The sequence below is a fragment of the Anaerovibrio lipolyticus LB2005 genome (assembly GCF_000621545.1).
GTDB classification, from domain to species: Bacteria; Bacillota; Negativicutes; order Selenomonadales; family Selenomonadaceae; genus Anaerovibrio; species Anaerovibrio lipolyticus_A.
This window is the reverse complement of record NZ_JHYA01000010.1, coordinates 36,857-61,204: the sequence shown is the minus strand read 5'-3', so window position 1 is coordinate 61,204 and position 24,348 is coordinate 36,857. Positions and strand designations below refer to the sequence as shown.

Genomic DNA, 24,348 nt, shown 5'->3' with positions numbered 1-24,348 from the left:
ATGACAAAATTCATTTTTGATTTGGATGGTACGATTACCAAGGAAGAAACCTTGCCGCTTATAGCAAGGCATTTTAAGGTTGAGGAAAAAATAGAAGAATTGACTCGAGCCACAGTGGCTGGTGAGGTGCCCTTTATTGAATCCTTTATTCAGCGGGTGGATATATTGGGGAAGCTGCCTGTAAGTAAAATAAATCAGTTGCTTAGCCAGGTGGAAGTATATGGTGATCTGGTGAGATTTATTCAAAATAATGTGGATATGTGCAGCATTGCCACAGGGAATCTGAACTGCTGGATAGAAGATTTGGCTAAGAAAATTGGCTGTGAATGCTTTTGTTCCTTGGGAGAAACGGAAAATAATCAGGTTGCAAGGATTGTTGAAATTTTAAAGAAGGAAGATTTGGTGCAGCGGTACAAAGCAGAGGGCCATAGGGTCGTTTTTGTGGGGGATGGCAACAATGATGTGGAGGCTATGCGCATGGCAGATGTGGCGATTGCTTCCGGACTTACCCATAGTCCGGCTCCGGCTGCTGTGGCTGTGGCAGATTATGTGGTATTTGAGGAAAAGGAATTGTGTGTGCTGCTTAGGCAGTTGTGTAAAGGAAGATTTTAATGACAACAAAAAAAGATTACAAAGCAGAATATGAGCGTTGGCTGGAGAGGGCTGACGATAGTTTACAGAGTGAGCTGAAGGGCTATGATGAGGCACAGATTGAGGACAGCTTTTACAAGAATCTGGCCTTTGGAACAGGGGGACTTCGTGGGGTAATCGGTGCAGGCACCAACCGCATGAATATTCATACTGTGTCCAAGGCAAGTCAGGGATTGGCGGCTTATTTGCGTAAAGAGTACGGCAAAGAGGCCAGTGTGGCTATTGGTTATGATTCACGTATAAATTCAGAGCTTTTTGCCAAGGTGGCGGCTGGGGTTTTTGCTGCCAACGGGGTGAAGGTCTTTATCTGGAACCGTCTATTACCAGTGCCTACTGTTTCCTATGCTGTGCGGTATTTGGGAACCAGTGCAGGGGTTATGATAACTGCATCCCACAATCCATCTCAGTATAATGGCTATAAGGTCTACGGCCATGATGGTTGTCAGATTACTACTAAAGCAGCTGCTGAAATTTTGGAAGCCATTGAAGAGGTGGATATTTTTGACGGAGTGCATAACGAGTCATTTGACAGCGGTTTGGATTCACGAAAAATTACTTATATAGATGAAGCGGTTTTTGACAGCTTCCTGCAGGAAGTGAAGAATCAGTCCGTTCTTTATGGGGATGCCATAGACAAAAATGTATCCATTGTTTATTCTCCTTTAAATGGTACTGGCCTTGAGCCAGTGACCCGCATTTTAAAGGAGGAGGGCTACACCAATATTACCTTGGTGGAGGAACAGAAAAAGCCAGATGGCAGCTTCCCAACCTGCCCATATCCAAATCCTGAAATCAAGGAGGCCTTGGCTTTAGGCATTGAGTATTGCCAGAAGACGGGGGCGGATCTAATGTTGGCTACGGATCCGGATTGCGACCGTGTGGGGATTGCAGTGAAGGATAAAAATGGAGATTATCAGCTCCTTAGCGGCAATGAGGTAGGGCTGCTTTTGCTGGATTACATTTGCTCCCAGCGGAAAAAGCACGGCACCATGCCTGAAAAACCACTACTTTTAAAGACCATTGTTACCATTGATATGGCAGACAGAATTGCAGCGGATTATGGCCTTGAAACCATAAATGTTTTAACTGGTTTTAAATTTATTGGCGAACAGATAGGAATTTTAGAGGGGCGTGGAGAAGAAGACAGATATGTATTTGGCTTTGAGGAAAGCTATGGCTATCTAACCGGTGGTTACGTCCGGGACAAGGACGGCGTGGACGGTGCCTACATGATTTGTGAGATGTTCAGCTTCTACAAGAGTCAGGGCATATCCCTTTTGGATAAGCTGGCAGAATTGTATGCTAAATACGGCTATTGCCTGAATACTCTCCATAGCTACAAATTTGAGGGGCCAACGGGCATGGACAGAATGAAAGCCATTATGGACTATACCCGTCAGCATATTGGTGAAGGCGATGAGTTTGCTGGCAGGAAGGTGGTTAGGGTTGAGGATTACAGCCATGGACTGAATGGACTTCCTAAATCCAATGTGCTGAAGATTAAGCTGGAAAATAATATTTCCTTTGTGGTACGTCCTAGCGGTACGGAGCCTAAACTGAAGATTTACCTTAGTGTCAGTGCAGATAACAGGGAATTGGCAGAGGTTGTGGAGAAGGAGATAGCTGAGGCCTGCGGAAAGCTGGTGGCTTCGGTTTAGTTTTGAAATCATTTTGTGATGGGTGAATTTTATGGCGGAAATGAGCAAGGAATGTTGGAAACTTTATATCAAGATTCATGACCTATGGAAAATGGGGCGGTTCCAGGAGGCGGATAATGCCATGGGGGCTCTGCTGGATGCAGGGGGCTCCCAGGTTTCCAAGGCACAGCTTTTGGGGGCGTATATAAAGCGTTCCCTTGAGGATGTGCTGGGGGAGCTGTCCATATTGGAGCAGCTGGAGAAAAGTGGCTGTGAGGATGAGCCTGAATTAAAGGGTACGATGTACAGCTTGCTGGGACAGGCCTATAATACCGTCGGCCGGGCAGATAAGGCTGTGGAGAGCTTTCTGCAATCGGTGGAGACGGAAACAGATTGGCGTCAGCGGCTGGTGGAATACAGTAACGCCATATTTGCGGCGGCATCCCTGCCAAATACTGACAGGGAGTTTTGGCGTGTCCTTTACTCCGGCTATGATGCATTGCTGTCCGAGGGGGATGTGGGCTCCGTTTCTGAAAAGCGTTGGAACCATCATCGCATCCGCATAGGCTATCTTTCCAGTGATTATCAGCAGCATCCTGTGTCATCATTGCTGTGGCCCTTGGTGGATAAGGCCAATGGCAAGGATTTCCAGATTTTCTGCTACTGCGGAAATAAGGGTGAGGATTCAGTGACCAAGGCCTTCCGTGAAAAGGCTGACGTGTGGCGCCAGGTTTATGGCTGGAGCCATGATAAAATCGCCCGTCAGATTTATATTGATGAAATAGACATATTGGTGGATTTGGGGGGGCATACCTCCAATAATATGTTGCCGGTTCTGGCCTACAAGCCGGCTAAAATTCAGCTGTCAGCCATTGGCTGGGTGGGAAGTACCGGTATGAAGGCCGTGGATTACGTGCTGGGGGATGAGTATTGCTGCATCTCTGAAAAGCAGGATGCTTATGTGGAACGACTTCTGGCTGTAAAGGGAAGTCATTTCTGCTTCCATTTATTTAAAAAAATGCCGGAGGTTGTGGAGAGTCCGTGGAAGAAAAATGGCTTTATAACCTTTGGCTGCTTTAATAATTTCAGCAAGGTTACTGATGATATGCTTCAGCTTTGGGGTAATATTTTAAATAAGGTACCCCATAGCAAACTTCTCTTAAAGCATAAGCTGTTTGATAGTGAGAGCGGTCGTGTATATATGGAGAAACGGCTGGAAAAATGTGGTATTTCACCTAAGCGGGTGGAGCTTCGTCCTTTTAGCCAGGATTATCTTAACCAATATGGCGATATGGATATAGCTTTGGATACCTTTCCTTATACTGGGGGAATGACCACCTTTGAAGCCATGTACATGGGGGTTCCTGTGGTAAGCCTATACGGTGCCAGCAGGGGCCAGCGCTTTGGCTATAGTATGTTGATGAACGTGGGCCTTGGGGATATGGCTGCGGATAATGCCGAGGAATATGTGGAAATTGCTGCGGCTTTGGGCAATAATCCTGATATTTTGTGCGATTTGCGCTTTCAGCTGCGGGATATGGTGAAGAACTCCCCTTTGATGGATGAACAGGGATATGCTGCCCAGGTGGAGAAGTTATACCACCGCTTAATGGAATAGGTAGAAAAATGACTGAAGAAAAGGCACTTTGCTTACTTAACTTTATACATGAGACGGAGGAACCTCTGAAGGTACTACTCATTGAAAATGTGGAATACATTCATAAGCTTCGCTCGCTGATGCCACGGGCGGAGCTTTTTGTGGTGGCAGCAGATGAGGACCTGCCCCAGGATGAAGAATTTCAGGATATGGAAATTCGTTGGGTTACGGTGAATTACCTCGGTGAGAAGCTGCCTTTGGAGGAAGAATATTTCGATATTATTTTAGGTGAGGAGCTGTTTTTGGAGGCCTGGAATCCTCAGGATATTGCTTCGGGGCTGGGACTTTATTTAAAGGACACGGGACGTCTTTTGACCTCCTTTACCAATGCCCGCTATTGGAAAAATATCCGCGACTTAATGGGGGGGCATTTTTATCATGTATGCACCCATGTATTTACCAGGGACGAAATGCTGTCCCTCTTGGCGGCTTCCTTTTATAAGGATGCCTCTTTCTTGCCGGCTGATGACGGCTCTAAGGTGGATGTGGATTTTATAGGCAGACTGGAAAATATGGGGTTTGAAAATCATTCCAATGATTTAGGGGTGCGGACATGGCTGGTACAGGCCACTAAATCCATTGGGGAGATTATTGCCCTGAAAAAGCTCTATACCAAGGAAATACGTCGGGAGCTGTCTAATCGCCTTCGTCGCATTGAGTATGGCATTGATGTGGCGGAAAATACGGAAAGGCTGTGGCAGCTCTTTGAGCAAAATATGATTTTCCCGGAATATGTGGCAGATTTTGTAAAGCAGGCTATTATTCATAGAACGGCTTTTGCAGAAAACTTTGTTTTTCAGCTTCAGCGTATGGGCCATGGGGAATGGGCAGATACCTTTGTAAGAGCACTGGAGGTGCTGTATATTCCTCCTGGTGAAGAATGCTTAGCGGAAAAGTCAGTGGGAGCTTCAACGGAAAAGTCAGCTGAGTGTTCAGCAGTACGGAATAAGGCACCGATAACAGAGTCTTCCGCTATAGCGGATATTTCTCCTGAACAAAAGATTGCCTTTATTACTTGTGTAAACAAAGAAGACTGGTACGATGAGTGCCAGCTGTATATTAAAAATTTAAAGGTGCCTGAAGGAATGAAGGTGGAGCTTATACCTGTACGGGGGGCCGAGTCCATGTGCCATGGCTACAACATGGGGATGAAGCAGACGGATGCCAAATACAAGGTTTATATCCATCAGGATACCTTTATTGCCAACAAGAATTTTATTGGTGATTTGCTCAATATATTTAAGGATAAAGCTGTTGGGGCCCTGGGGGTTATTGGCGCAAGGAAGCTGCCAAAGAGCGGTATATGGTGGGATGGCCTGCGTACCGTGGGACGAGTGCTTCACGCCTGTGAGGCTGAAAGCGTGGTGGACAGCACCTGTCGGGATATTGACGGAGCTTATGTGGATGTGGATGCTGTGGATGGATTGCTCTTTGCCACCCAGGTGGATTTGCCATGGCGGGAGGATTTGTTTACTGGCTGGCATTTTTATGAAATTGCCCAATCCATGGAAATGTGGCGTCACGGCTATAGGGTGGTGGTACCACAGCAGGAGGATGATTTTTGGTGTATTCATTGTCCAAAGGAGAAGCCTCTGGATCCATCATATAAAAAATACCAGAAAATATTCTTGAAGGAGTACGGTGGAGAGTTAAATCCTGAAATTTGAAGAATGTGATAAAGATGATAAAGGATTTTATTAGTTTTCAGCGAATAATATTTTTAGTGAATAAAAAAATTGATGACAATATTCTTATGAAAATGTTGTTTTAGTGCATTATTTGGATGGTGTAGAACTTGGGCATGAATGAAAAGGATTTTTCCTGGTCCAGGCAGGCAGAGAATTTTTTGGAGGAAGGTAATTTTTCCAACATGAGGGCCTGTGGCCGGGAGCTTTTGGATGCAAATCTGAATAATCCTGAAGGCTGGGCTTTGGTAGCAGAGGCTTCAGTTTATATGGAGGACTTTGATACCGCCGAAGCGGCACTGAACCAGCTGTGGCACCTTGATTCTCAGCAAAATGCCCTTAGGGCAAATCTGAGAGGCCTTTTTGCCACGGCGGCCTTTTATGGTGCCCAATTTATTCTGGACAAGGCCATGGAGGCCTACGAGCAGCTCTTTAAGCGGTTTAATGTCAGTGTAGGCAAGGGAATATGGGGAGAAATCAGCAATAGGATAATTGAAAGAGGCTATGCTTTTTATGCCGACACCTGTTTGCTGGCGGGCTATGCGGATAAGGCGGCAGCAGCTACCTTTAATGCCAGCCGTACGGTGTCAGATATTAAGAAAAAGGCTATGTATCACAGTAAGGCCCTGTTTTTGACAAACTATCGGGACAGTGGAAACAAGCAGCAGCTTGAGCAGCATAAACAGTTTGAGCATCTTCTGAGAACGGAAGTTAAGTTTCCTCATGATCGGGAGAAACGGCGGAAAAATCATTCTCTGAGGATAGGGTATATTTCTCCGGACTTTCGTCAGCATGCGGCGGCATATTTTTTTACGCCCCTTTTAAGGGATGCCAACCGCAATGAATTTAAAATATACGCATATTCCACCGGCAAGGCTGATCATATTACACAGCGGTTTAAAAAAATGCCTGATGTTTGGCGTGATATGCATGGCAAGAGTAGTCGCCATGTGGCAAAGCAGATTTTTGATGACCGAATTGATATTTTGGTAGATTTGTCCGGTCACAGTCAGAATAATTGCCTGCCTGTTTTGGGATATCGTCCTGCTCCTGTGCAGATTTCCGGCATTGGGTACATTAATACCACCGGCCTTAGTGCTGTAGATTATTTTCTGACGGATACCACCTGTTGTCCCGATGTGGGGGATCAGCTTAATTTTAGGGAAAAGCTGCTGAAGCTGGATGGGTGTCACCTGTGCTTTGCTCCTGAGATATTGCGGAGCATAAAGGCAGAGGGCTGTGATGCCCCAGTTAAAACCAATGGCTATGTGACTTATGGCTGTTTCAATAATTTTGCCAAGGTTACCGATGATATACTGCTGATGTGGCGCAATATATTGGAGAGTGTTCCCTCCAAGCTGGTAATCAAGAACAAGACCTGTAGTGTGGAATCCGGACAGAATATTATTCGTGAGCGGTTCCGTCGCATTGGGGGAAATCCGGAAAAGCTGGAGTTGCGGCCCTTTAGTCCGGACTATCTCGCCCAGTATCGCGATATAGACATTGCTTTGGATACTTCGCCATATTGTGGTGGCCTTACTACTTGTGATGCCCTGTATATGGGAGTGCCGGTTATTTCCCTTAAGGGACACAGCCATGGCTCCAGATACGGAGAAACCATTCTTAAGGCAGCCGGGTTGCCGGAGCTTATAAGCGATGGACAGCGGGCTTATGTCAGCAAGGCGGTGCAGCTGGGGCGGCAGGCGGACAAATTGAATGAATTGCACAATGATTTGCCAAAAATGATACGAATATCGCCTCTAATGGACAATAAGTCGTATATGGCGGATATGGAGAATAAATTTAAGCAAATTTGGGATTGCTATTGTAAAGTTTAGCTTGCTTTTTTTCTTTTTTACATATATACTTGACGGGTAAGGATGTCTCTTTGACCACCTGAAATTAGGTAAGTAGTAAGAGTACAGTGGGATGTCAAATCAGAATTATGGGGGATTTTTTTAATGGCTTTTGTAGACGAGACTTTAACATGTAAGGACTGTGGCAAGGAGTTCATCTTTAGCGCAGGGGAGCAGGAATTTTATGCAGAGAAGGGCTTTGAGAACAAGCCTGTACGTTGCCGCGATTGCCGCGACAAGAGACGTCGCAGCCGTGATGGCGAGGGCGCCAGAGAGCAGCGTCAGATGTTCACTGTAGTATGCGCTGAGTGCGGTAAGGAGACTGAGGTTCCATTCGAGCCAAAGAACGACCGTCCAGTATATTGCCGTGACTGCTTCCAGGCAAAAAAGAATGCTTAATTTTTAACTGAATTTGTTATGGCGAAGAAGCCCGGGAATATATTTCTTCGGGCTTCTCTTGTACATAAAATGTTTAACTTTGATTCACAAGGAGGAAATTTAAACATGTCAAAGAAAATTTTAGTGCTTTGCATGGCTGCCTTGATGGCTGTTATGGCTATGGTAGCAGGTTGCGGCGGTGAAAAAAAGGCTGCTGAAGGTGAGAAGGTTCTGAAGGTTGGCACCAACGCTGACTTTGCTCCATTTGAGTTCCAGGGTGCTGATCCTAGTGCCTATGAGGGCTTCGATATGGATCTCATCCGTGCTATCGGTGAGGAAATGGGCTACAAGGTTGAGATTAACAATGTAGCATTCGATGGTCTGATTCCATCCCTGGAGGCAGGCAACATTGATGTTATCATTTCTGGTATGACCATCAACGATGAGCGTAAGCAGAAGGTTCTTTTCTCCGATCCTTATTATAAATCCGGTCTTTCCATTATGGTTGCCAAGAGTGATGATTCCATCAAGGGCTTCCAGGATTTGAAGGGCAAGAAGATTGCAGTTCAGATTGGTACCACCTCCGCTACTGAGGCCAAGAAGCTGGGAAGTGCTGAGGTAAAGGAGCTGAACTCCTCTGCTGATACCTTTATTGAGCTGAATGCCAAGGGCGTTGATGCAGTTATCAATGACCGCCCTGTAAACGACAGATATATTGTTGAGTCCAAGAATGAGAATGTAAAGGTTCTTTCCGAGCTTTTAACCTCTGAGGATTATGGTATGGCTATCAACAAGAATAATGCTGAGCTCCAGACCAAGATTAACGAGGCTTTGAAGAAGCTGAAGGATAACGGCAAGTACGACCAGATTTACGCTAAGTGGTTTGGCAACAAAAAATAATTAAATATTTACAGAGGCTGTTGCGTATGGCGTGCATATCATATGCGGCAGCCTTTTTCTTTGATATGATTAAGTGAAAATATTTTTTGACCAAGTATGGAAAAATATTCACAAACAATGTATAATTATTTTATGATTTTGCAAAAATACATTTTTAGATTGGTCGGGTGAATTAACATGAGTTTTAATTTTGACTTGGTAATACAATCCTTCCCGCTGCTTTTGTTGGGTGCGGGTATTACTATTAAGATTACAGCCCTGTCAGTGGGACTGGGTATGATTATCGGTATGTTTGTGGGTATTGCCCGCATTTCCCATGTGACTCCTCTCCGTATGCTGGCAGCAGTGTATATTGACTTTTTGCGGGGCACACCTCTTTTGGTGCAAATTTTCCTGATTTATTTTGCCCTGCCTTTAATGCTGGATCAGCGTGTGGACCCATTTGTGGCAGCCATAACTGCCTGTGGTATTAACTCTGGCGCTTATGTGGCAGAAATCTTCCGTGCTGGTATTCAGGCCATTGACAAGGGACAGATGGAAGCTGGGCGTTCCTTGGGTATGACCTGGGTTCAGACCATGCGCTATATTATTGTGCCTCAGGCCTTCAAGAATATTGTTCCACCTCTGGGCAATGAGTTTATTGCCCTGCTGAAGGATTCCTCCTTGGTTTCCGTTATCGGCTTTGAGGAGCTCACCCGTCGCGGTCAGCTCATTATTGCCAGAACTTACGGTTCCCTGGAGATCTGGCTTAGTGTAGCCGTTATTTATTTGGTAATGACTCTGGCAATTTCCCGTCTGGTGGCATATATGGAGAAGAGGTTGAAGACATCATGATAGATATTAAAGATTTGCGGAAATCCTTTGAGGATCACGAAGTATTAAAAGGAATAAATTTGCATATTAATCCAAAGGAAGTTGTGGTTATTATCGGCCCGTCAGGCTCCGGTAAAAGTACCCTTCTTCGTTGCATGAACATGTTGGAGGAGCCAACCTCCGGCAAGGTGGTTGTGGACGGTATCGAGCTGAATGGTGAGGCAAATATTAACAAGGCCCGTGAGGAAATAGGCATGGTTTTCCAGCGCTTTAATCTGTTTCCCCACATGACGGTTTTGCAGAATATTACCCTTGCACCGATGAAGGTTCGCAAGATTTCCAAGGAAGAGGCAGAAAAGACTGCCATGGAGCTGTTAAACCAGGTTGGCCTTGCCGATAAGGCTGGGGCTTATCCACCACAGCTTTCCGGCGGTCAGCAGCAGCGTGTGGCCATTGCCAGAGCCTTGGCCATGAAGCCTAAGGTAATGCTGTTTGATGAGCCAACCTCAGCCCTTGATCCTGAGATGGTAAAAGAGGTACTGGATGTTATGAAGTCATTGGCAGATAAGGGCATGACCATGGCTATTGTCACCCATGAGATGGGCTTTGCCCGGGAGGTGGGGGACAGACTCCTCTTTGTGGATGAGGGGCAGATTATTGAGCAGGGACCTCCAAAGGAAGTCTTTGATAATCCAAAGGAAGAAAGAACCAGATTATTCTTCTCAAAAATTTTGTGAGAATTTTACAAAAATTCTTGCAGAACCATATAAAAAATTTAAAATTAATGGCTAAGCCTATATTAATTATATAATATTGATTAGCCATTAATTTTTTTTTGCAAAAAGAGTATTCGGGGGTTAAATTCTTCTTGCTAAAATAGTTGCGCCTGCCAACTATAGGTGATATATTGAAAGAGTAAGTTTTAACGGTTTTTAACCGTGGATTTCTAGGAGGTTTCAAAAATGACAGGTAAGGTTAAGTGGTTTAGTGCTGAAAAGGGTTATGGATTTATCGAGCGCGAGGGTGGCGACGATATCTTCGTACATTTCTCCGCAATTGTAGATGAAGGCTTCAAGACTCTCAACGAGGGTCAGGCTGTGGAATTCGAGATCGTTGAGGGTGCTCGTGGTCCTCAGGCAGCCAATGTTGTTAAGCAGGCCTAATTCTTATATACTGCAAATCACAAGGTGTTCTGGAAGTGATTCCGGGACACCTTTTAAAGTGGAAAAAATATAGTTAATTGAATTTTGAAATTAAATAAAAGGGTTTTTCCTTACAATGGCGAATAATATAATCATAGAAAATGGAAAGGGGATGTTAGTATGACAACATTCACTATCAGAGGTAAAAATGTAGAGATTACCCCAGCCCTGAGAGATTATGTGGAAAAGAGAATCGGTAAGATTACCAGATACTTCGATTCGGTTGGCGAAATTTCTGTATTACTCAGCGTCTTAAAGGACCGTCATCTCGTTGAGGTTACCGTTCCTGTCCAGGGCGTACTCCTCCGGGGCGAGGAAGCCTCCCATGACATGTATGCCTCTATTGACTTGGTCATTGAAAAGCTGGAACGCCAGATACATAAGCATAAGACCAAGATGCAGCGCCGCTTCCGTGATGGCACTCTGCTGGATGAAGCATTCGCTGCCAATGCTGCTCAGGCTCGTGTAGAGGATGAGGAAGACGATTATCCAATCGTTAAGCGCAAGAAGTTTATTGTAAAGCCTATGGACGTCCAAGAGGCTATTATGCAGATGAACCTTTTGAACCATGACTTCTTTGTATTCCGTGACGCTGATACTGAGGAAGTCAACGTAGTTTATCGTCGTTCCGATGGTAAGTATGGCTTGATCGAGTCCGATAACAGATAGAGAATAGCGGACAAGAGCTTAACAAAGATTTTTGCCGGTTGTAGGATCGGTAAATCATAGAAGGGGCCGTTGCTCGTAGGTCGTGCGGGCAGCGGCCTTTTTACTGTTATTTGTTTTCTTACATATATAAAATATAATCCTTTCTTTTGACTTATATAGGATAGTTTGATAAACTGTTAAAAGGTGTTTTTATGCGCACATATCCAATTTGTTAGGAGTGAGTTTTGTTGTTAGGCATCTTTAAAAGATTTTTAGGCGACAATAATGAAAAAGAAATAAAACGAATGAGAGCAATCGTGGACCAGATTAATTCTTATGAAGAAGAATTGACCGAGCTTAGCGACTCCTCCCTTGTTAAACATACAGAGAAATTTAAGGAGCGTCTTGCCAATGGTGAGACCCTGGATGATATTCTTCCTGAGGCATTTGCCGTAGTTCGTGAGGCCTCCCGTCGTGTGCTGGGCATGAGACATTTTGATGTTCAGATGATTGGTGGTATCTGCCTTCATGAGGGCAAAATTGCAGAGATGCGTACCGGTGAAGGTAAGACACTGGTGGCAACATTGCCAGTATATCTTAATGCACTTACTGGCAAGGGCGTTCACATGGTTACCGTCAACGACTATTTGGCAAAGCGCGATAGTGAGTGGATGGGACGTCTTTATAACTTCCTGGGTCTTAGTGTAGGTCTTATCAAGCATGATATGGACTTCCCTGAGCGTAAATTCGCATATAGCTGTGATATTACCTTTGGTACCAACAACGAGTATGGCTTTGATTACCTCCGTGATAACATGGTGGTAGATATTAATCAGATGGTACAGCGTGAGCTGAACTTTGCCATTGTGGATGAGGTGGATAGTATCCTTATCGATGAGGCCAGAACCCCACTGATTATTTCCGGTGCCGGTACCAAGTCTACTGATATGTATACCCGTATGGCCAAGGCTGTTGAAATCCTGAAGGCCGGTGAGGACTACACCGTGGATGAGAAGCAGAAGACTGTTGCTCCATCTGAGGGTGCAGTTTCCAAGGTGGAGAAGTTCCTGGGCGTAAATAATATGTACGATTCCGAGAATATTGAAATGTCCCACTGCTTCACTGCTGCTCTTCGTGCCAAGGCTCTTATGAAGCGTGACCGTGATTATGTGGTTAAGGATGACGAAATCGTTATCGTTGATGAATTTACAGGCCGTCTTATGGAGGGCCGCCGTTATTCCGATGGCTTGCATCAGGCTATTGAGGCCAAGGAAGGTCTGGAGGTTCGCCGTCAGTCCCAGACTCTGGCTTCCATCACCTTCCAGAACTACTTCCGTATGTACAAGAAGCTGGGTGGCATGACTGGTACTGCCAAGACTGAGGAAGACGAGTTTATCAAGATTTATAACCTTCCTGTAGTGGTTGTTCCTACCAATATGCCAGTTAAGCGCGTGGATTTCCCGGATGTTATTTATAAGACCCGTCGTGCCAAGCTGAAGGCTGTGGCTAACGATGTGGAGAAGATTCATGCCACTGGTCAGCCAATTCTCATTGGTACCACATCCATTGCCCAGTCTGAGGAAATCAGTGCTATACTGAGAAAGCGTGGAATTTCCCATAACGTACTGAATGCAAAGTTCCATGAGAAGGAAGCAGAAATTATCGCTGACGCTGGTCAGAAGAATGCTGTTACCATTGCCACCAACATGGCTGGTCGTGGTACTGATATTAAGCTGGGTGAAGGCGTACCAGAGCTTGGTGGTCTCTTTATCGTAGGTACTGAGCGCCACGAGTCTCGCCGTATTGATAATCAGCTCCGCGGTCGTGCCGGCCGTCAGGGTGACCCTGGTAATTCCAGATTCTATCTGTCCTTGGAGGATGACCTCCTCCGTCTTTTCGGTGCCAAGAATATTTCCTCTATTATGGACCGTCTTGGCATGGGTGAGGATGACCCTATTGAGCACAAGATGATTACCAAATCCATCGAGAATGCCCAGAAGAAGGTTGAAGGACGTAACTTCGATATGCGTAAGCATGTCCTTGAATATGATGATGTTATGAACCAGCAGCGCGAGGTTATCTACAAGGAGCGCAAGCAGGTGCTGAAGGGTGAGGACCTGAAGGAGCACATCATGCACATGATTGGCCAGATTATCGAGTCCGAAATGGACCAGTATGCCAATGCCAAGCTGTATCCTGAGCAGTGGACCCTTGGGGACCTCATTAAGGATGCAGAGCAGATTTATGCACCAGCCGGCAGACTGAAGCTGGAGGAGCTGGAGGAAATGAGCCGCGATGAGGTTCAGGAGACTCTGATGAACTTGGCTACTGAGGCCTATGAGCTTCGTGAGAAGATGTTTGGCGAGACTAATATGCGTGAGCTGGAGCGCATAGTTATGCTTCGTGTTATTGATAATCATTGGATGGAGCACCTTGATGATATGGATATGCTCCGTGAGGGTATTGGCCTCCTGTCCTATGGTCAGCGTAACCCACTGGTTGAGTACAAAATCAAGGGCCATGATATGTTCCAGTCCATGATTGACGCCATTCAGACTGATATTGCCACCATGATGTATCGCGTAAATATCATAACTCCAGAGCAGCAGCGTGCCATGGAGGAGCAGGCAAAGCAGCGTCTGGCCCAGGCCAAGAGCTCCCATTCCTCAGGGGAAGGGGACCAGGAGCCAGCCAAAAAGCAGCCTGTTGTAAAGGGCGAGAAGATTGGCCGTAACGACCCATGCCCATGTGGCAGCGGGAAAAAGTACAAAAATTGCTGTGGTCGTGATAAATAACCTCATCCGTCAACTTTGTTGACACCTTCCCCAGCGGGGAAGGCAATTGATGCAGCTCAACTAGCTACAAGCCTTCTCCCTTGGGGAAGGTCCCTCCATAGGAGGGGGATGAGGTCCATTAATTAATATAAATTTTAAATAGGATGTGAGAACATGCTGGAGGATTTGAAGCCAGGTATTGCGGCACTCCAGGAGCGACTGAACGAGATGGAAAAGGCTCTGGATGTGGCTCATAAAGAAGAAAAAATTGCAGAATTGGAATATAAAATGGGTGAGCCTACTTTTTGGGATGATCCTGAAAGCGCCCAGAAAATCAACCAGGAGCTTAACGATGTTAAGATCAGTGTTGATAAATACAAGGCCCTTGTAGCCAAGTACGATGATGTGCAGGTGATGTGGGAAATCGGCATGGATGACAAGGATGAAAGCGTGGAGGAGGATATCAAGGCCGATATGGCTGAGATTGACAAGGCATTGGAGGAGCTTCAGCTGGAGGTTATGCTTTCCGGCAAGTATGATGCCAACAATGCAATTCTTACCCTTCATGCAGGTGCCGGCGGCACTGAGGCTCAGGACTGGACCAGCATGCTCCTTAGAATGTATGGCCGTTATGCTGAGCGTCATGGCTTTACTGTGGAAACTGCCGACTTCCTCCCAGGTGATGAGGCCGGCGTTAAGTCTGTTACTCTCTTTATCAAGGGACACAACGCTTATGGCTTTTTGAAGTCCGAAAAGGGCGTGCATCGTCTGGTACGTATTTCTCCATTCGATTCTGCAGCCCGTCGTCATACCTCCTTCTGTGCTTGTGATATTATGCCGGAGTTGGATGACACTGAAGAGGTTAAGATTAATATGGATGAGGTTCGTGTTGATACCTACCGCGCATCTGGTGCCGGTGGTCAGCACATCAATAAGACTTCCTCCGCTGTTCGTATGACCCATGAGCCTACAGGAATTGTGGTTCAGTGTCAGAATGAGCGCTCCCAGCTCCAGAACCGCGAGCAGTGTCTGAAGATGCTTCGTGCCAAGCTTTTTGAGCTGGAGGAGGAAAAGAAGGAAAAGGAAATCGCTGCTCTTGAGGGTGATCAGCAGAAGATTGAGTGGGGCAGCCAGATTCGTTCCTATGTATTCCATCCATACAACATGGTTAAGGATCATCGTACCAATGCTGAAACTGGTAACACCGGTGCAGTTATGGACGGTGAAATCGATATGTTCATTGAGGCCTTCCTTCGGGCCAAGGCCAACCATCAGCTTTAATAGGGTGATTTAAGTGAGCAAAGCATTAAAGTTTGGTATAGCGGCAATAGTTGTACTGCTGGTGTTCTGCCAGCTGATTCTGCCCTTTGTGGTGCAGGGCTCCATTGCCCATAGTATTGAGGATGCCACCAAGGCGGATAATGTAAATGTGAAGGTTTCCAGCATGGCGGGATTCATGCTTTTGGCAGGCCACATGGACAGTATTCATATTGATGCTGATAATGCCATGGTGGGACAGGTCCGCGTTGATAAGCTGACCCTTGACGGGGAAAATGTCAACGGTGACCTTACCAAGCTGGATGCCCGGGATGGTTCTGCAGTAAGGTCTGCAGACAAGCTGGAAATGACTGGCATTATTTCCCAGGAATCCCTTCAGATGCTTTTGCAGGACAAGCTGGAAAAGGTTGATAATATTACTGCCACCATGAACAAGGAAAAACTGTCTGCCACCGGCACCGTAAAGCTGCTGGGGCGCACGGCAGACCTTACCCTGGAAGGGACTGTATTCGAGGAAAATGGTGGTGTTTATTTTCACATGACCCATTTGGATATCAAAAATGCCGTATTTGGAAAGGCCGTGGTGGGCAATTTCTTTGGGGATATTCTTCTCTTTGATTTGCAGAAAATGCCTGTACGGGCCGAGGTGGATGATGTGGAGATGCAGGACGGTCGGGTTATTATTAAGGCCAGCCGTCGGACAACTGGTAAATAAGGAGTTAAATTGCGATGAAGCAGTTTGCGTATAATAAATTATTAATAGTGCTGATAATTATCGGCCTTTTTGCTTCACTGTTTATTAATATTCAGCGTCATCAGGTGGAGGTTCGCAATAATTCCATAGAGCTTATTGTGGACTATGAGGATCTGGTGGCCTTGGCTGAATGCGAAGGCGTGCCTGTGGAAGAGGTCATGAAGCAGGCCAAGGACGCTGGCATCACTTCTCTGGCGGTTTATGAAACCACCTTCAAGAAGCTGAATGTAAATGGCAAGACCACTGCTGTTAATGGCAGTGATGTTCTCACCAGCTATTATACTGGTGCTATGACAGATCCTAACTGGCGTAAGCTGGTGGAGGACGGCACCATTAAGGGCACTGAGATTTATGTTACCGGGCATCATGACCAGACCTTCAAGGAGGTCCATGAGGATTTGGTGCGCCGCTTGGGCAAGGATCGGGTTACTGCTCTTAATGTAGGTGGCTCCACTGTGCTGGCAGTAAAGGCCCAGTTCGAGTCCTTTGAGAAGATGGATTTGGGCATGCCTACTGATGAGATGGAGGCTGTAAATAAGGGGGGCTTCTATGTTTTGGCCCGTCCAACCAATTACAACAAGTGTACCGAAGACGATGTGGATGCCTTCTTCAAGCGCATCGATAACTACAAGGTTTCCGGTATTGTATTTTCTGGTTCCCAGACCTTGGGAGCTCCGGATTGCTCCGAATATACTGCCAAAAAAATGGCAGAGCGTGACCTCACTCTTGGTATGATTGAGGGGGTAACCCAGCTTCAGTTCTTCCATCAGGATGGTATGCTGGATATTGCCAAGGCCAATGATTATCATTCTGCTCGCCTCTATTCCATTCCTAAGGATGAGCAGAAGAAGATGAAAATCGGTGAGTGTGTGGAGCGCTGGGCAAATACAGATGCTGAGCGCAACATCCGCTACAATCTCTTGAAGATATTTGACAAGCCAGCTCCTGGCATGACCCTGCTGGAAACTAATATGACATATTTTTCAGCTGTAAGGGATAAGCTGGAGGCCCAGGGCTATACCATCGGCAAGGCGGGTGTGTTTGACCATTTCTATCCTGCCAGCTGGCTTCGTGCTCTGGTAATGATAGGTGTGGCTGCTGCCTGTGTATTGTATCTTTGCCTGGTAATTCCAGGGCTTAAGAAAAAGTACATTTATGGATTGCTGATAATTGGCATTATTGCTGCTGCGGGGCCTGTTATCATGGGTCACGGTAACAAAATTCGCGTGGTGGCTGCTCTCTTAAGTGCCAACGTATTCCCAGTTATTGCAGTAATCTGGCAGATGGACCGCTTCCGGGCAAAGAGTGCCGATGAAAAGGCATCGTTGCCAAAAATGATTGCCACTGGCGTGATAGCTCTCTTTACTTGTGGTATCATGTCATATGTGGGGGCTTCCTATCTTTCCGGTTCTCTTGCTGATACGGAGTACCTGCTGGAGGTTAATATCTTCCGCGGCATTAAGCTCACTTTTGTATTGCCAATTATTTTGGTGGCCATTGCCTTCCTGCAGCGATTTGATGTTTTCGATGGCAAAATGGACGATACTGAGGGCTTTATGGACCAGTTCCGTAAGATGCTGGATATGCCTGTGAAGGTGAAGTCCTTGCTGATTCTCTTTTTGGTTTTGGTTGCTGGCGTGGTCTTTGTGGCCCGTTCCGGTCATACCATGGGTATGCCTGTTTCTGCCACTGAGCTTAAGTTCAGAGCATTTTTGGAGCAGGCCATGTATGCCCGTCCTCGTTCCAAGGAGCTTCTCATTGGTCATCCGGCATTTATGTTGGCTGTAATGGGCTGGTTCCGTAAGTGGCCGACTATGGTTCTCTTTGCTCTGGTGCTGGTGGCTACCATCGGTCAGGGCTCCATGGTTGAGACCTTCGCTCACATGCGCTCTCCTGTATTTATGTCCTTTGCCCGTGGTATTGGTGGCATTGTATTGGGTGCCGGCGTGGGTGCTATCTGTATGATTCTCATTCAGCTCTGGAGCAGGTTCGTTGCCCCAAAGCTGAGTTGTAAAAATAAGTAAAGATAAGGAATGACAACAGACATGAGTAATGTTGTAATTTCCGGGTATTACGGTTCCAGAAATGCCGGCGATGAAGCAATGCTGGCAGCTATGGTAGAAGTATTGTCGGATTTGGATCCAAATTTAAATATTACGGTTATTTCCGCTGATCCTGCTGACACCAGGGAACGCCATCAGGTGAATTCCATTGGTTGGCTGGATATTGGAAGTATTATAGGTGCCCTGTACAAGGCAGACCTCCTTATAAGTGGTGGTGGCAGTCTTTTGCAGAATGTTACTTCCCGTCGCAGCCTTTATTATTATCTCATGATAATTGTGCTGGCAGAGCTTCTGCGGACCCCTGTTATGCTGTATGCTCAGGGTATAGGTCCAATTCAGGGGCGCATGGCCCGCTGGATTATGCGCATAGTTGGTAATGGCATTAAGCAGATTACGGTTCGCGATAAGGGCTCATTAGGGGAATTGGCACAGATGAAGATTCGTCATCCTGCCATTGAGTGTACCTCTGACCCGGTTCACGCCATTCATCCTGTGGACAGAAATATCGGCAGGACTATTTTGAAGGAAAACAATGCCTATGGTGCCAAGCCATTGGTGGGCATTTCCGTTCGGGAGTGGCAGGACTGGACCCATTACAAGGCAGTAATTGCCAGGGCCGCAGACCAGATAGCCCAGGAATTTGATGCCCGCATTGTATTTTTACCAATGCAATATCCAGAGGATGTACATTGTGCTGAAATGGTGGCATCCATGACAAGCTGTAATGCGGTGGTGCTTCATAAGGAATACACCACCAAGGAGCTGCTGTCCATAGTTGGAAATATGGATCTGCTCATTGGCGTTCGTCTTCATGCATTGATTTTTGCAGCGGTTATGGGAGTGCCGATGATTGGTGTTTCCTATGATCCTAAGATTGACAGATTTCTGGAGTCTGTAGGGGAAAGCCCTGTGGGGGACCTGGAAAATGTCAAGTATGACGAGCTGGTAAGCAAGGTTCGTGCCAAGTGGAATGATAAAGCGGGCTTTAGTAAGAAAAACGAGCAGCTTTTCGCTGAGCTTCGCCGCCTGGCCATGCACAATGCTGAGCTGGCCATTGAGCTCATTGATAAAAAGAAAAAAGAAAAGCAGTAATGCAGTTATTCAGTTAAAAACACTGGAAAATGAGTAAATCATTTTCCGGTGTTTTTTTGCTATATCAAAAATTAATAAAATTTTCTATTGACATACCATTATGGTATGTTGTAATATCTATCTCAACATAACCATAAACATACTAAACAAGTATGTTATAGATGTAATATGATGAATTGTGAGCAGGAGGTAGACAGCTATGGAAAAGGAAGAATTATTAAGACAAATAGCCGATGCTGTAGTGGAAATGGAAGAGGATACTGTGGAGGAGCTGGCTCAACAATCCCTTACCGCTGGTATTGATGCCTATGAAACTATAGACTTGGGGCTGGCCAAGGGAATGGAACGGGCCGGCCAATTATTTGATGAAGAAGAATATTTTGTTCCAGAGCTGTTGATGTGTTCTGACGCTATGAATGTGGGGATTGATGTATTAAAGCCCCATTTAAAGAGTGAAAATGTATCCAAGAAGGGCAAGGTTGTCATTGGTGTGGTTGAGGGTGATACCCATGATATCGGTAAAAATCTGGTTCGCCTGATGATGGAAACTGGTGGCTTTGAGGTGCTGGATTTGGGCCGGGATATTCCCCCAGCTGAATTCGTAAGTAAAGCAGAGGAATATGGAGCAGATATTATTGGTATTGCCACTCTTATGACTACTACGATGCCGGGGATGAAGGAAGTGGTAGACATCCTCGCTAATAAGGGTATTCGTGATAAATATAAGGTTATTGTGGGTGGCGGCCCAATTTCTCCAGCCTTTGCCAAAAAGATTGGTGCTGACGGATATGCCAGGAATGCTGCTGATGCCGTAAAAGTGGCGGAAAAGCTGCTGGGGAATACCGATTTGGCGTTAGGAGCGTGAGTATATGGATGTGTTATCTCCCAAGGAGCGGTTGCTACGTTCTCTAAAGGGCGAAGCAGTTGACAGGGCTCCAGTGATTTGTCCCGGGGGCATGATGAATTCAGCTATTGTTGATGTAATGAAAAACCATGGAAATGTATTACCCGATGGACATCGTGACTCGAAGATAATGGCAGACTTGGCCTTGGATGTGCAGGCGGATACGGGCTTTGAAAATGTGGGTATTCCCTTTTGCATGACCGTGGAGGCTGAAGCGCTGGGCAGTGATATCGACTTTGGTACCCTAAAATGTGAACCAAAGATTGCCAAGGAAATATTTCCTTCGGTAAAGGATGTAATTTATAAGGCTGATGATGCCCTAGTGAAGAGCCCTAGAGCGGGTACAGTTTTTCAGGCAATATATAATGCTGCCGGCCACTCTCCTGACATACCGGTTATAGGCAGCATAACTGGTCCATTGAGTACCGCCGCTTCGGTGGTGGATCCAATGAATTTCCTGAAGGAGCTGCGTAAGGTCAAGGATGAATCCCACAGATTTGTGGATTATGTAACCAATCAGCTGATTGGCTATGCCCGATACATGGTGGATAATGGCGCCAGCGTAATTTCCATTGCTGACCCAACAGCCACCGGTGAAATATTAGGTCCAAGGATGTTCGGCGATTATGCAGTGGTTTATATAAATAAGCTGGTGGATGCCATTCATGAAATGGGGGTACCAGTTATCGTTCATATATGTGGTCGCATGCAGGCCGTGACGCATCATATAGCCAATCTTCATGCGGATGCCATAAGTGTGGATGCGTTGGTAAGTCTTAAAAAGCTGAAGGAAGCGTACCCTCAGCTTACAACCATGGGAAATCTTAGTACCTTCCTGCTGGAATTTGGGGAAGAACCAAATATACAGCGCGGCACTGAGCAGCTTATCCGGGATGAGATTAATATATTGGCACCGGCCTGTGGGTTGAGTACCTCAACGCCACTAAGCAATATCCAAACCTTTACTGGTGCCGCCAAAGCTGTGTAAGGGGGCGTATAAATGAGCAAATATCAGATTGTATTTCAGCCCTCTGGCCGGCGCGGTGAGGTAGAGGAAGGAGCAACTATTTTACAAGCTGCACAAAGCTTGGGGGTTGGTATTGAAGCGGCCTGCGGCGGGGCCATGGTCTGTGGGAAATGTAAGATTATTCCAGAATTTGGAAATTTCGATAAATTGGATTTAAGTTCAACTAAGGAACATATTTCTCCTCTAAGTACGGTGGAAGAAAAAATTCTGACTGCTGAAGAAATTCATAAGGGTGTGCGCTTAGCTTGCTGTGTCCACATAAAGGGCGATTTGGTGGTCAGTGTTCCTAAGAAGAGCCAAAGTGCCAAGCAGGTGGTACTGGAGGCAGGCAGTTCCAGACAAATTGCCATAAAGCCAGCGGTAAAATCCTATTTTTTAAGACTTACGCCACCAACCTTAGAGGACCCTATGGATGATCAGCAACGACTATTACGGGCTTTATACGAGTCAACGGGCTTAGGTGATATAACCCTTGACTATACAGTTTTATGTAATCTGTCCCAGGTGCTTAGGGAAAATAACTGGGAGGTTACCGTAACAGTGCGGGAGGACAAGCAGGAAATCGTTAGGGTGCGGGGCGGTGATTACAGCCGTAAGCTGGGTATTGCCATTGATATTGGTACTACTACACTGGCGGCCTATCTCTGTGATTTGGATACAGGGGAGCTGCTTCAAAAGGCCTCCCGTATGAATTCCCAGATTGGCTATGGTGAGGATATTCTATCAAGAGTATCCTATGCCACCAGTAACCCCGATGGGCTTCAGACCTTGCATGACATTATCATAAATGATGTCAATGAGCTGGCCACGGAGCTGACGGCTGGTATTGGTGGTACCCCGGAGGATGTGGATGAAATGGTGCTGGTCTACAATACTGTAATGCATCATTTGGCCCTAAAGCTGTACCCTGGTTATGTGGGGCGCTCCCCCTTTGCGCCAGTGGCGGCACATGCCTTGGACATAAAGGCCAGGGATTTGGGCATAAATATAAATCCCGCTGGCTGGGTACATTCATTACCTATTGAGGCTGGCTTTGTAGGGGCAGATAATATGGCGGTGGTCATAGCCGAGGAACCATATAACAGCGATAAGATAAAGCTGATTATCGATATTGGTACCAACGGGGAGATTGACCTGGGAAACCGGGACAGACTGCTGTGTACCTCCTGTGCCACTGGCCCAGCATTGGAAGGGGCTCAGATAAAATTTGGTATGCGGGCTGCTCCTGGTGCCATTGAAGGCGTGAAAATTGACAAGGAAACCCTGGAGCCATCCTACAAGGTTATCGGCAATGATACCTGGTATCCGGAGCTGGAGGTTACTGGAGCCTTAGGCATCTGTGGTTCAGGGATAATCGATGTATTTGCCGCCCTTTATGAGGCGGGAATCGTGGGAAAGAGTGGCCGCATTAATAATAAATTGGACACTCCCCGCATTAGAAGGGATGAAAATGGCAAGTGGGAATATGTGCTGGCCTATGCCAAGGAAACAGGAATAGGACAGGACATAGTAGTTACCCAGGCCGATATTCGGGCCATTCAGCTGGCCAAGGGCGCTATCTATGTGGGGGCTGAGTACTTATTGAATAAATATGGCATTGACCATGTGGATGAGGTAATTCTGGCTGGGGCCTTCGGCAGCTATATAAATAAGCGCAGTGCTTTGGTAATGGGCATGTTCCCAGATTGCGATCTTGATAATATTCATGCTGTGGGCAATGCTGCAGGTGATGGTGCCCGTATTGCCTTATTAAATATCGATAAACGCCATGAGGCGGATGAAATTGCCAGAAAGGTGGAATTTGTGGAGACGGCGGCGGAACCTGATTTTCAGGAGCATTTTATGGAAGCTATTGCCATTCCCCACGCCAAAGCAAGGTTTCATCATGTGACGAAGCAATGAAAATGTTGAGCAAGAAAGGCAGATGAATTTCATGACGGAATGGAAGGATGAGATGACGGCCATTGAGCGTATGACAGCCTACGCTAAGGGCGAAGACATAGATCGGCTGCCATGTGTACCAATTGTAGGAAATACCGCTGCCCGGGTAATCGGGGTAAAGGTATCGGATTTCCGCGGCAATGGAGAGCTGATAGCCAAGGCCCATATTGCGGCCTATAAATTGTTTCATTATGACAATATTCGGGTGTTTACCGATCTATATACCCAAGCTGAGGCCATGGGGTCCGAGGTAATATACCCCGAGGATGAAACAGCATATCTCGGTCAGCCGGTAATAAAGCTGGATCCACGATTGTCCAATTTGGATGAGATCGATAAGCTGCGTCCGGCGGATCCCTATAAGGACGGCAATTTGCCTGAGCATTTAAAGGCCATGAGGATAGTGGTGGATGCAGTAGGCGAGGAAGTCCCCGTGGGTGGTGCAGTCACCGGACCATTTACCAACTCATCTTTTTTGGTGGGAGCAGAAAATCTGGTGCGTTTAACCTTGAAGAATCCGGAAGCTGTTCATAAGCTATGTCAGGTGTCATTGGAGAGTAATCTTCGTTATGTGGATGCAGTAATTGATGCGGGAGTTACCCCAAGTCTTACAGACGCCATGTCATCAAGCACAGTTATAAGCCCAAGATTGTTCCGTAAATTCTCCTTGCCATATTTGAAAAAGCTAATTGACCATATTCATGACAAGGGTAAGAAGGTAACCCTGCACATTTGCGGGAAAACTGATGGTATTTGGGAGGATATGGTAAAGGCCGGGGCGGACTGCCTGAGTATTGACAATGATGCGGATATCCTAAAGGCCAAGGAGCTGGTAGGGGACAGGGTAATGCTTATGGGCAATGTACGGCCATCGGAAACAATGCTGGAGGGCACGGTGGAGGATGTGCGTAAAGCCACGGTGGAAGTTGTCCGCAAGGTTTACGATTCACCAAAGGGCTTTATTGTAGCCTCTGGGTGTAGCCTGCCAACGGAAACCCCATTTGAAAATATTCACGAAATGTTAAATACGGTACGTCGTATCGGCAATCCGTTTGCGATTAAGGATGCCACCTCTATTGTGGCATGAA

The 24,348-nt window shown here is 46.3% G+C and carries 20 protein-coding genes; all 20 read left to right on the top strand.

The genetic code is table 11. From position 1 onward, the window contains the following. The 20 genes from T355_RS0108575 to T355_RS0108475 all read left to right on the top strand — a co-directional run bounded on the left by T355_RS0108575 (position 1) and on the right by T355_RS0108475 (position 24,347). Positions 1-612, top strand: a complete 612-nt coding sequence (locus T355_RS0108575) for an HAD-IB family phosphatase (protein ID WP_027397397.1) — start codon at positions 1-3, stop codon at positions 610-612. After that, the gene (locus T355_RS0108570) at positions 612-2,309 is read left to right on the top strand and encodes a phospho-sugar mutase (protein WP_037330048.1); all 1,698 of its coding nucleotides are present in this window, start codon (positions 612-614) and stop codon (positions 2,307-2,309) included. The genes T355_RS0108575 and T355_RS0108570 overlap by 1 nt, the downstream gene beginning before the upstream one ends. A 31-nt stretch (positions 2,310-2,340) precedes the next feature. Beyond that, positions 2,341-3,906, top strand: coding sequence for a hypothetical protein (locus T355_RS14010; RefSeq protein WP_051555487.1), 1,566 nt, complete (start codon positions 2,341-2,343; stop codon positions 3,904-3,906). A gap of 1,022 nt (positions 3,907-4,928) precedes the next feature. Further along, complete coding sequence (locus T355_RS0108560) at positions 4,929-5,612, top strand: glycosyltransferase family protein (RefSeq protein WP_419670100.1); 684 nt, start codon at positions 4,929-4,931, stop codon at positions 5,610-5,612. 134 nt (positions 5,613-5,746) lie between these two features. Beyond that, entirely contained in the window at positions 5,747-7,468 is a 1,722-nt protein-coding gene (locus tag T355_RS0108550) for a hypothetical protein (RefSeq protein WP_027397394.1), read from the top strand. A gap of 123 nt (positions 7,469-7,591) precedes the next feature. Then, the gene (locus T355_RS0108545) at positions 7,592-7,885 is read left to right on the top strand and encodes a zinc-ribbon domain containing protein (RefSeq protein ID WP_027397393.1); all 294 of its coding nucleotides are present in this window, start codon (positions 7,592-7,594) and stop codon (positions 7,883-7,885) included. Positions 7,886-7,990: 105 nt separating this feature from the next. Continuing rightward, entirely contained in the window at positions 7,991-8,764 is a 774-nt protein-coding gene (locus T355_RS0108540; protein ID WP_027397392.1) for a basic amino acid ABC transporter substrate-binding protein, read from the top strand. 177 nt (positions 8,765-8,941) lie between these two features. Beyond that, positions 8,942-9,598: an amino acid ABC transporter permease gene (locus T355_RS0108535; RefSeq protein ID WP_027397391.1), complete on the top strand. Its 657-nt coding sequence runs from the start codon at positions 8,942-8,944 to the stop codon at positions 9,596-9,598. After that, complete coding sequence (locus T355_RS0108530) at positions 9,595-10,314, top strand: amino acid ABC transporter ATP-binding protein (protein WP_027397390.1); 720 nt, start codon at positions 9,595-9,597, stop codon at positions 10,312-10,314. The genes T355_RS0108535 and T355_RS0108530 overlap by 4 nt, the downstream gene beginning before the upstream one ends. Before the next feature lie 225 nt (positions 10,315-10,539). Then, the gene (locus T355_RS0108525) at positions 10,540-10,740 is read left to right on the top strand and encodes a cold shock domain-containing protein (RefSeq protein ID WP_027397389.1); all 201 of its coding nucleotides are present in this window, start codon (positions 10,540-10,542) and stop codon (positions 10,738-10,740) included. A gap of 159 nt (positions 10,741-10,899) precedes the next feature. Further along, on the top strand, positions 10,900-11,448 hold the full coding sequence (hpf, locus tag T355_RS0108520) for a ribosome hibernation-promoting factor, HPF/YfiA family (protein WP_027397388.1): 549 nt from the start codon (positions 10,900-10,902) through the stop codon (positions 11,446-11,448). Between the two features lie 227 nt (positions 11,449-11,675). After that, positions 11,676-14,222 (top strand): preprotein translocase subunit SecA, encoded by a 2,547-nt coding sequence (gene secA / locus T355_RS0108515; RefSeq protein WP_027397387.1) that lies wholly within the window; start codon positions 11,676-11,678, stop codon positions 14,220-14,222. A 153-nt stretch (positions 14,223-14,375) separates the two neighbouring features. Continuing rightward, positions 14,376-15,482, top strand: a complete 1,107-nt coding sequence (gene prfB / locus T355_RS0108510) for a peptide chain release factor 2 (RefSeq protein WP_027397386.1) — start codon at positions 14,376-14,378, stop codon at positions 15,480-15,482. 13 nt (positions 15,483-15,495) lie between these two features. Next, entirely contained in the window at positions 15,496-16,194 is a 699-nt protein-coding gene (locus T355_RS0108505) for an LmeA family phospholipid-binding protein (protein WP_027397385.1), read from the top strand. A 14-nt stretch (positions 16,195-16,208) separates the two neighbouring features. Next, complete coding sequence (locus T355_RS0108500) at positions 16,209-18,257, top strand: DUF5693 family protein (RefSeq protein WP_027397384.1); 2,049 nt, start codon at positions 16,209-16,211, stop codon at positions 18,255-18,257. A 21-nt stretch (positions 18,258-18,278) separates the two neighbouring features. Next, complete coding sequence (csaB, locus tag T355_RS0108495; protein ID WP_027397383.1) at positions 18,279-19,388, top strand: polysaccharide pyruvyl transferase CsaB; 1,110 nt, start codon at positions 18,279-18,281, stop codon at positions 19,386-19,388. Between the two features lie 199 nt (positions 19,389-19,587). Next, complete coding sequence (locus tag T355_RS0108490; RefSeq protein ID WP_027397382.1) at positions 19,588-20,253, top strand: corrinoid protein; 666 nt, start codon at positions 19,588-19,590, stop codon at positions 20,251-20,253. 4 nt (positions 20,254-20,257) lie between these two features. Next, entirely contained in the window at positions 20,258-21,280 is a 1,023-nt protein-coding gene (locus T355_RS0108485; RefSeq protein WP_027397381.1) for a methylcobamide--CoM methyltransferase, read from the top strand. A 12-nt stretch (positions 21,281-21,292) separates the two neighbouring features. Beyond that, on the top strand, positions 21,293-23,221 hold the full coding sequence (locus T355_RS0108480) for an ASKHA domain-containing protein (protein WP_027397380.1): 1,929 nt from the start codon (positions 21,293-21,295) through the stop codon (positions 23,219-23,221). A 31-nt stretch (positions 23,222-23,252) separates the two neighbouring features. Beyond that, positions 23,253-24,347, top strand: a complete 1,095-nt coding sequence (locus T355_RS0108475; protein ID WP_027397379.1) for a uroporphyrinogen decarboxylase family protein — start codon at positions 23,253-23,255, stop codon at positions 24,345-24,347. Position 24,348: the final 1 nt, after the last annotated feature.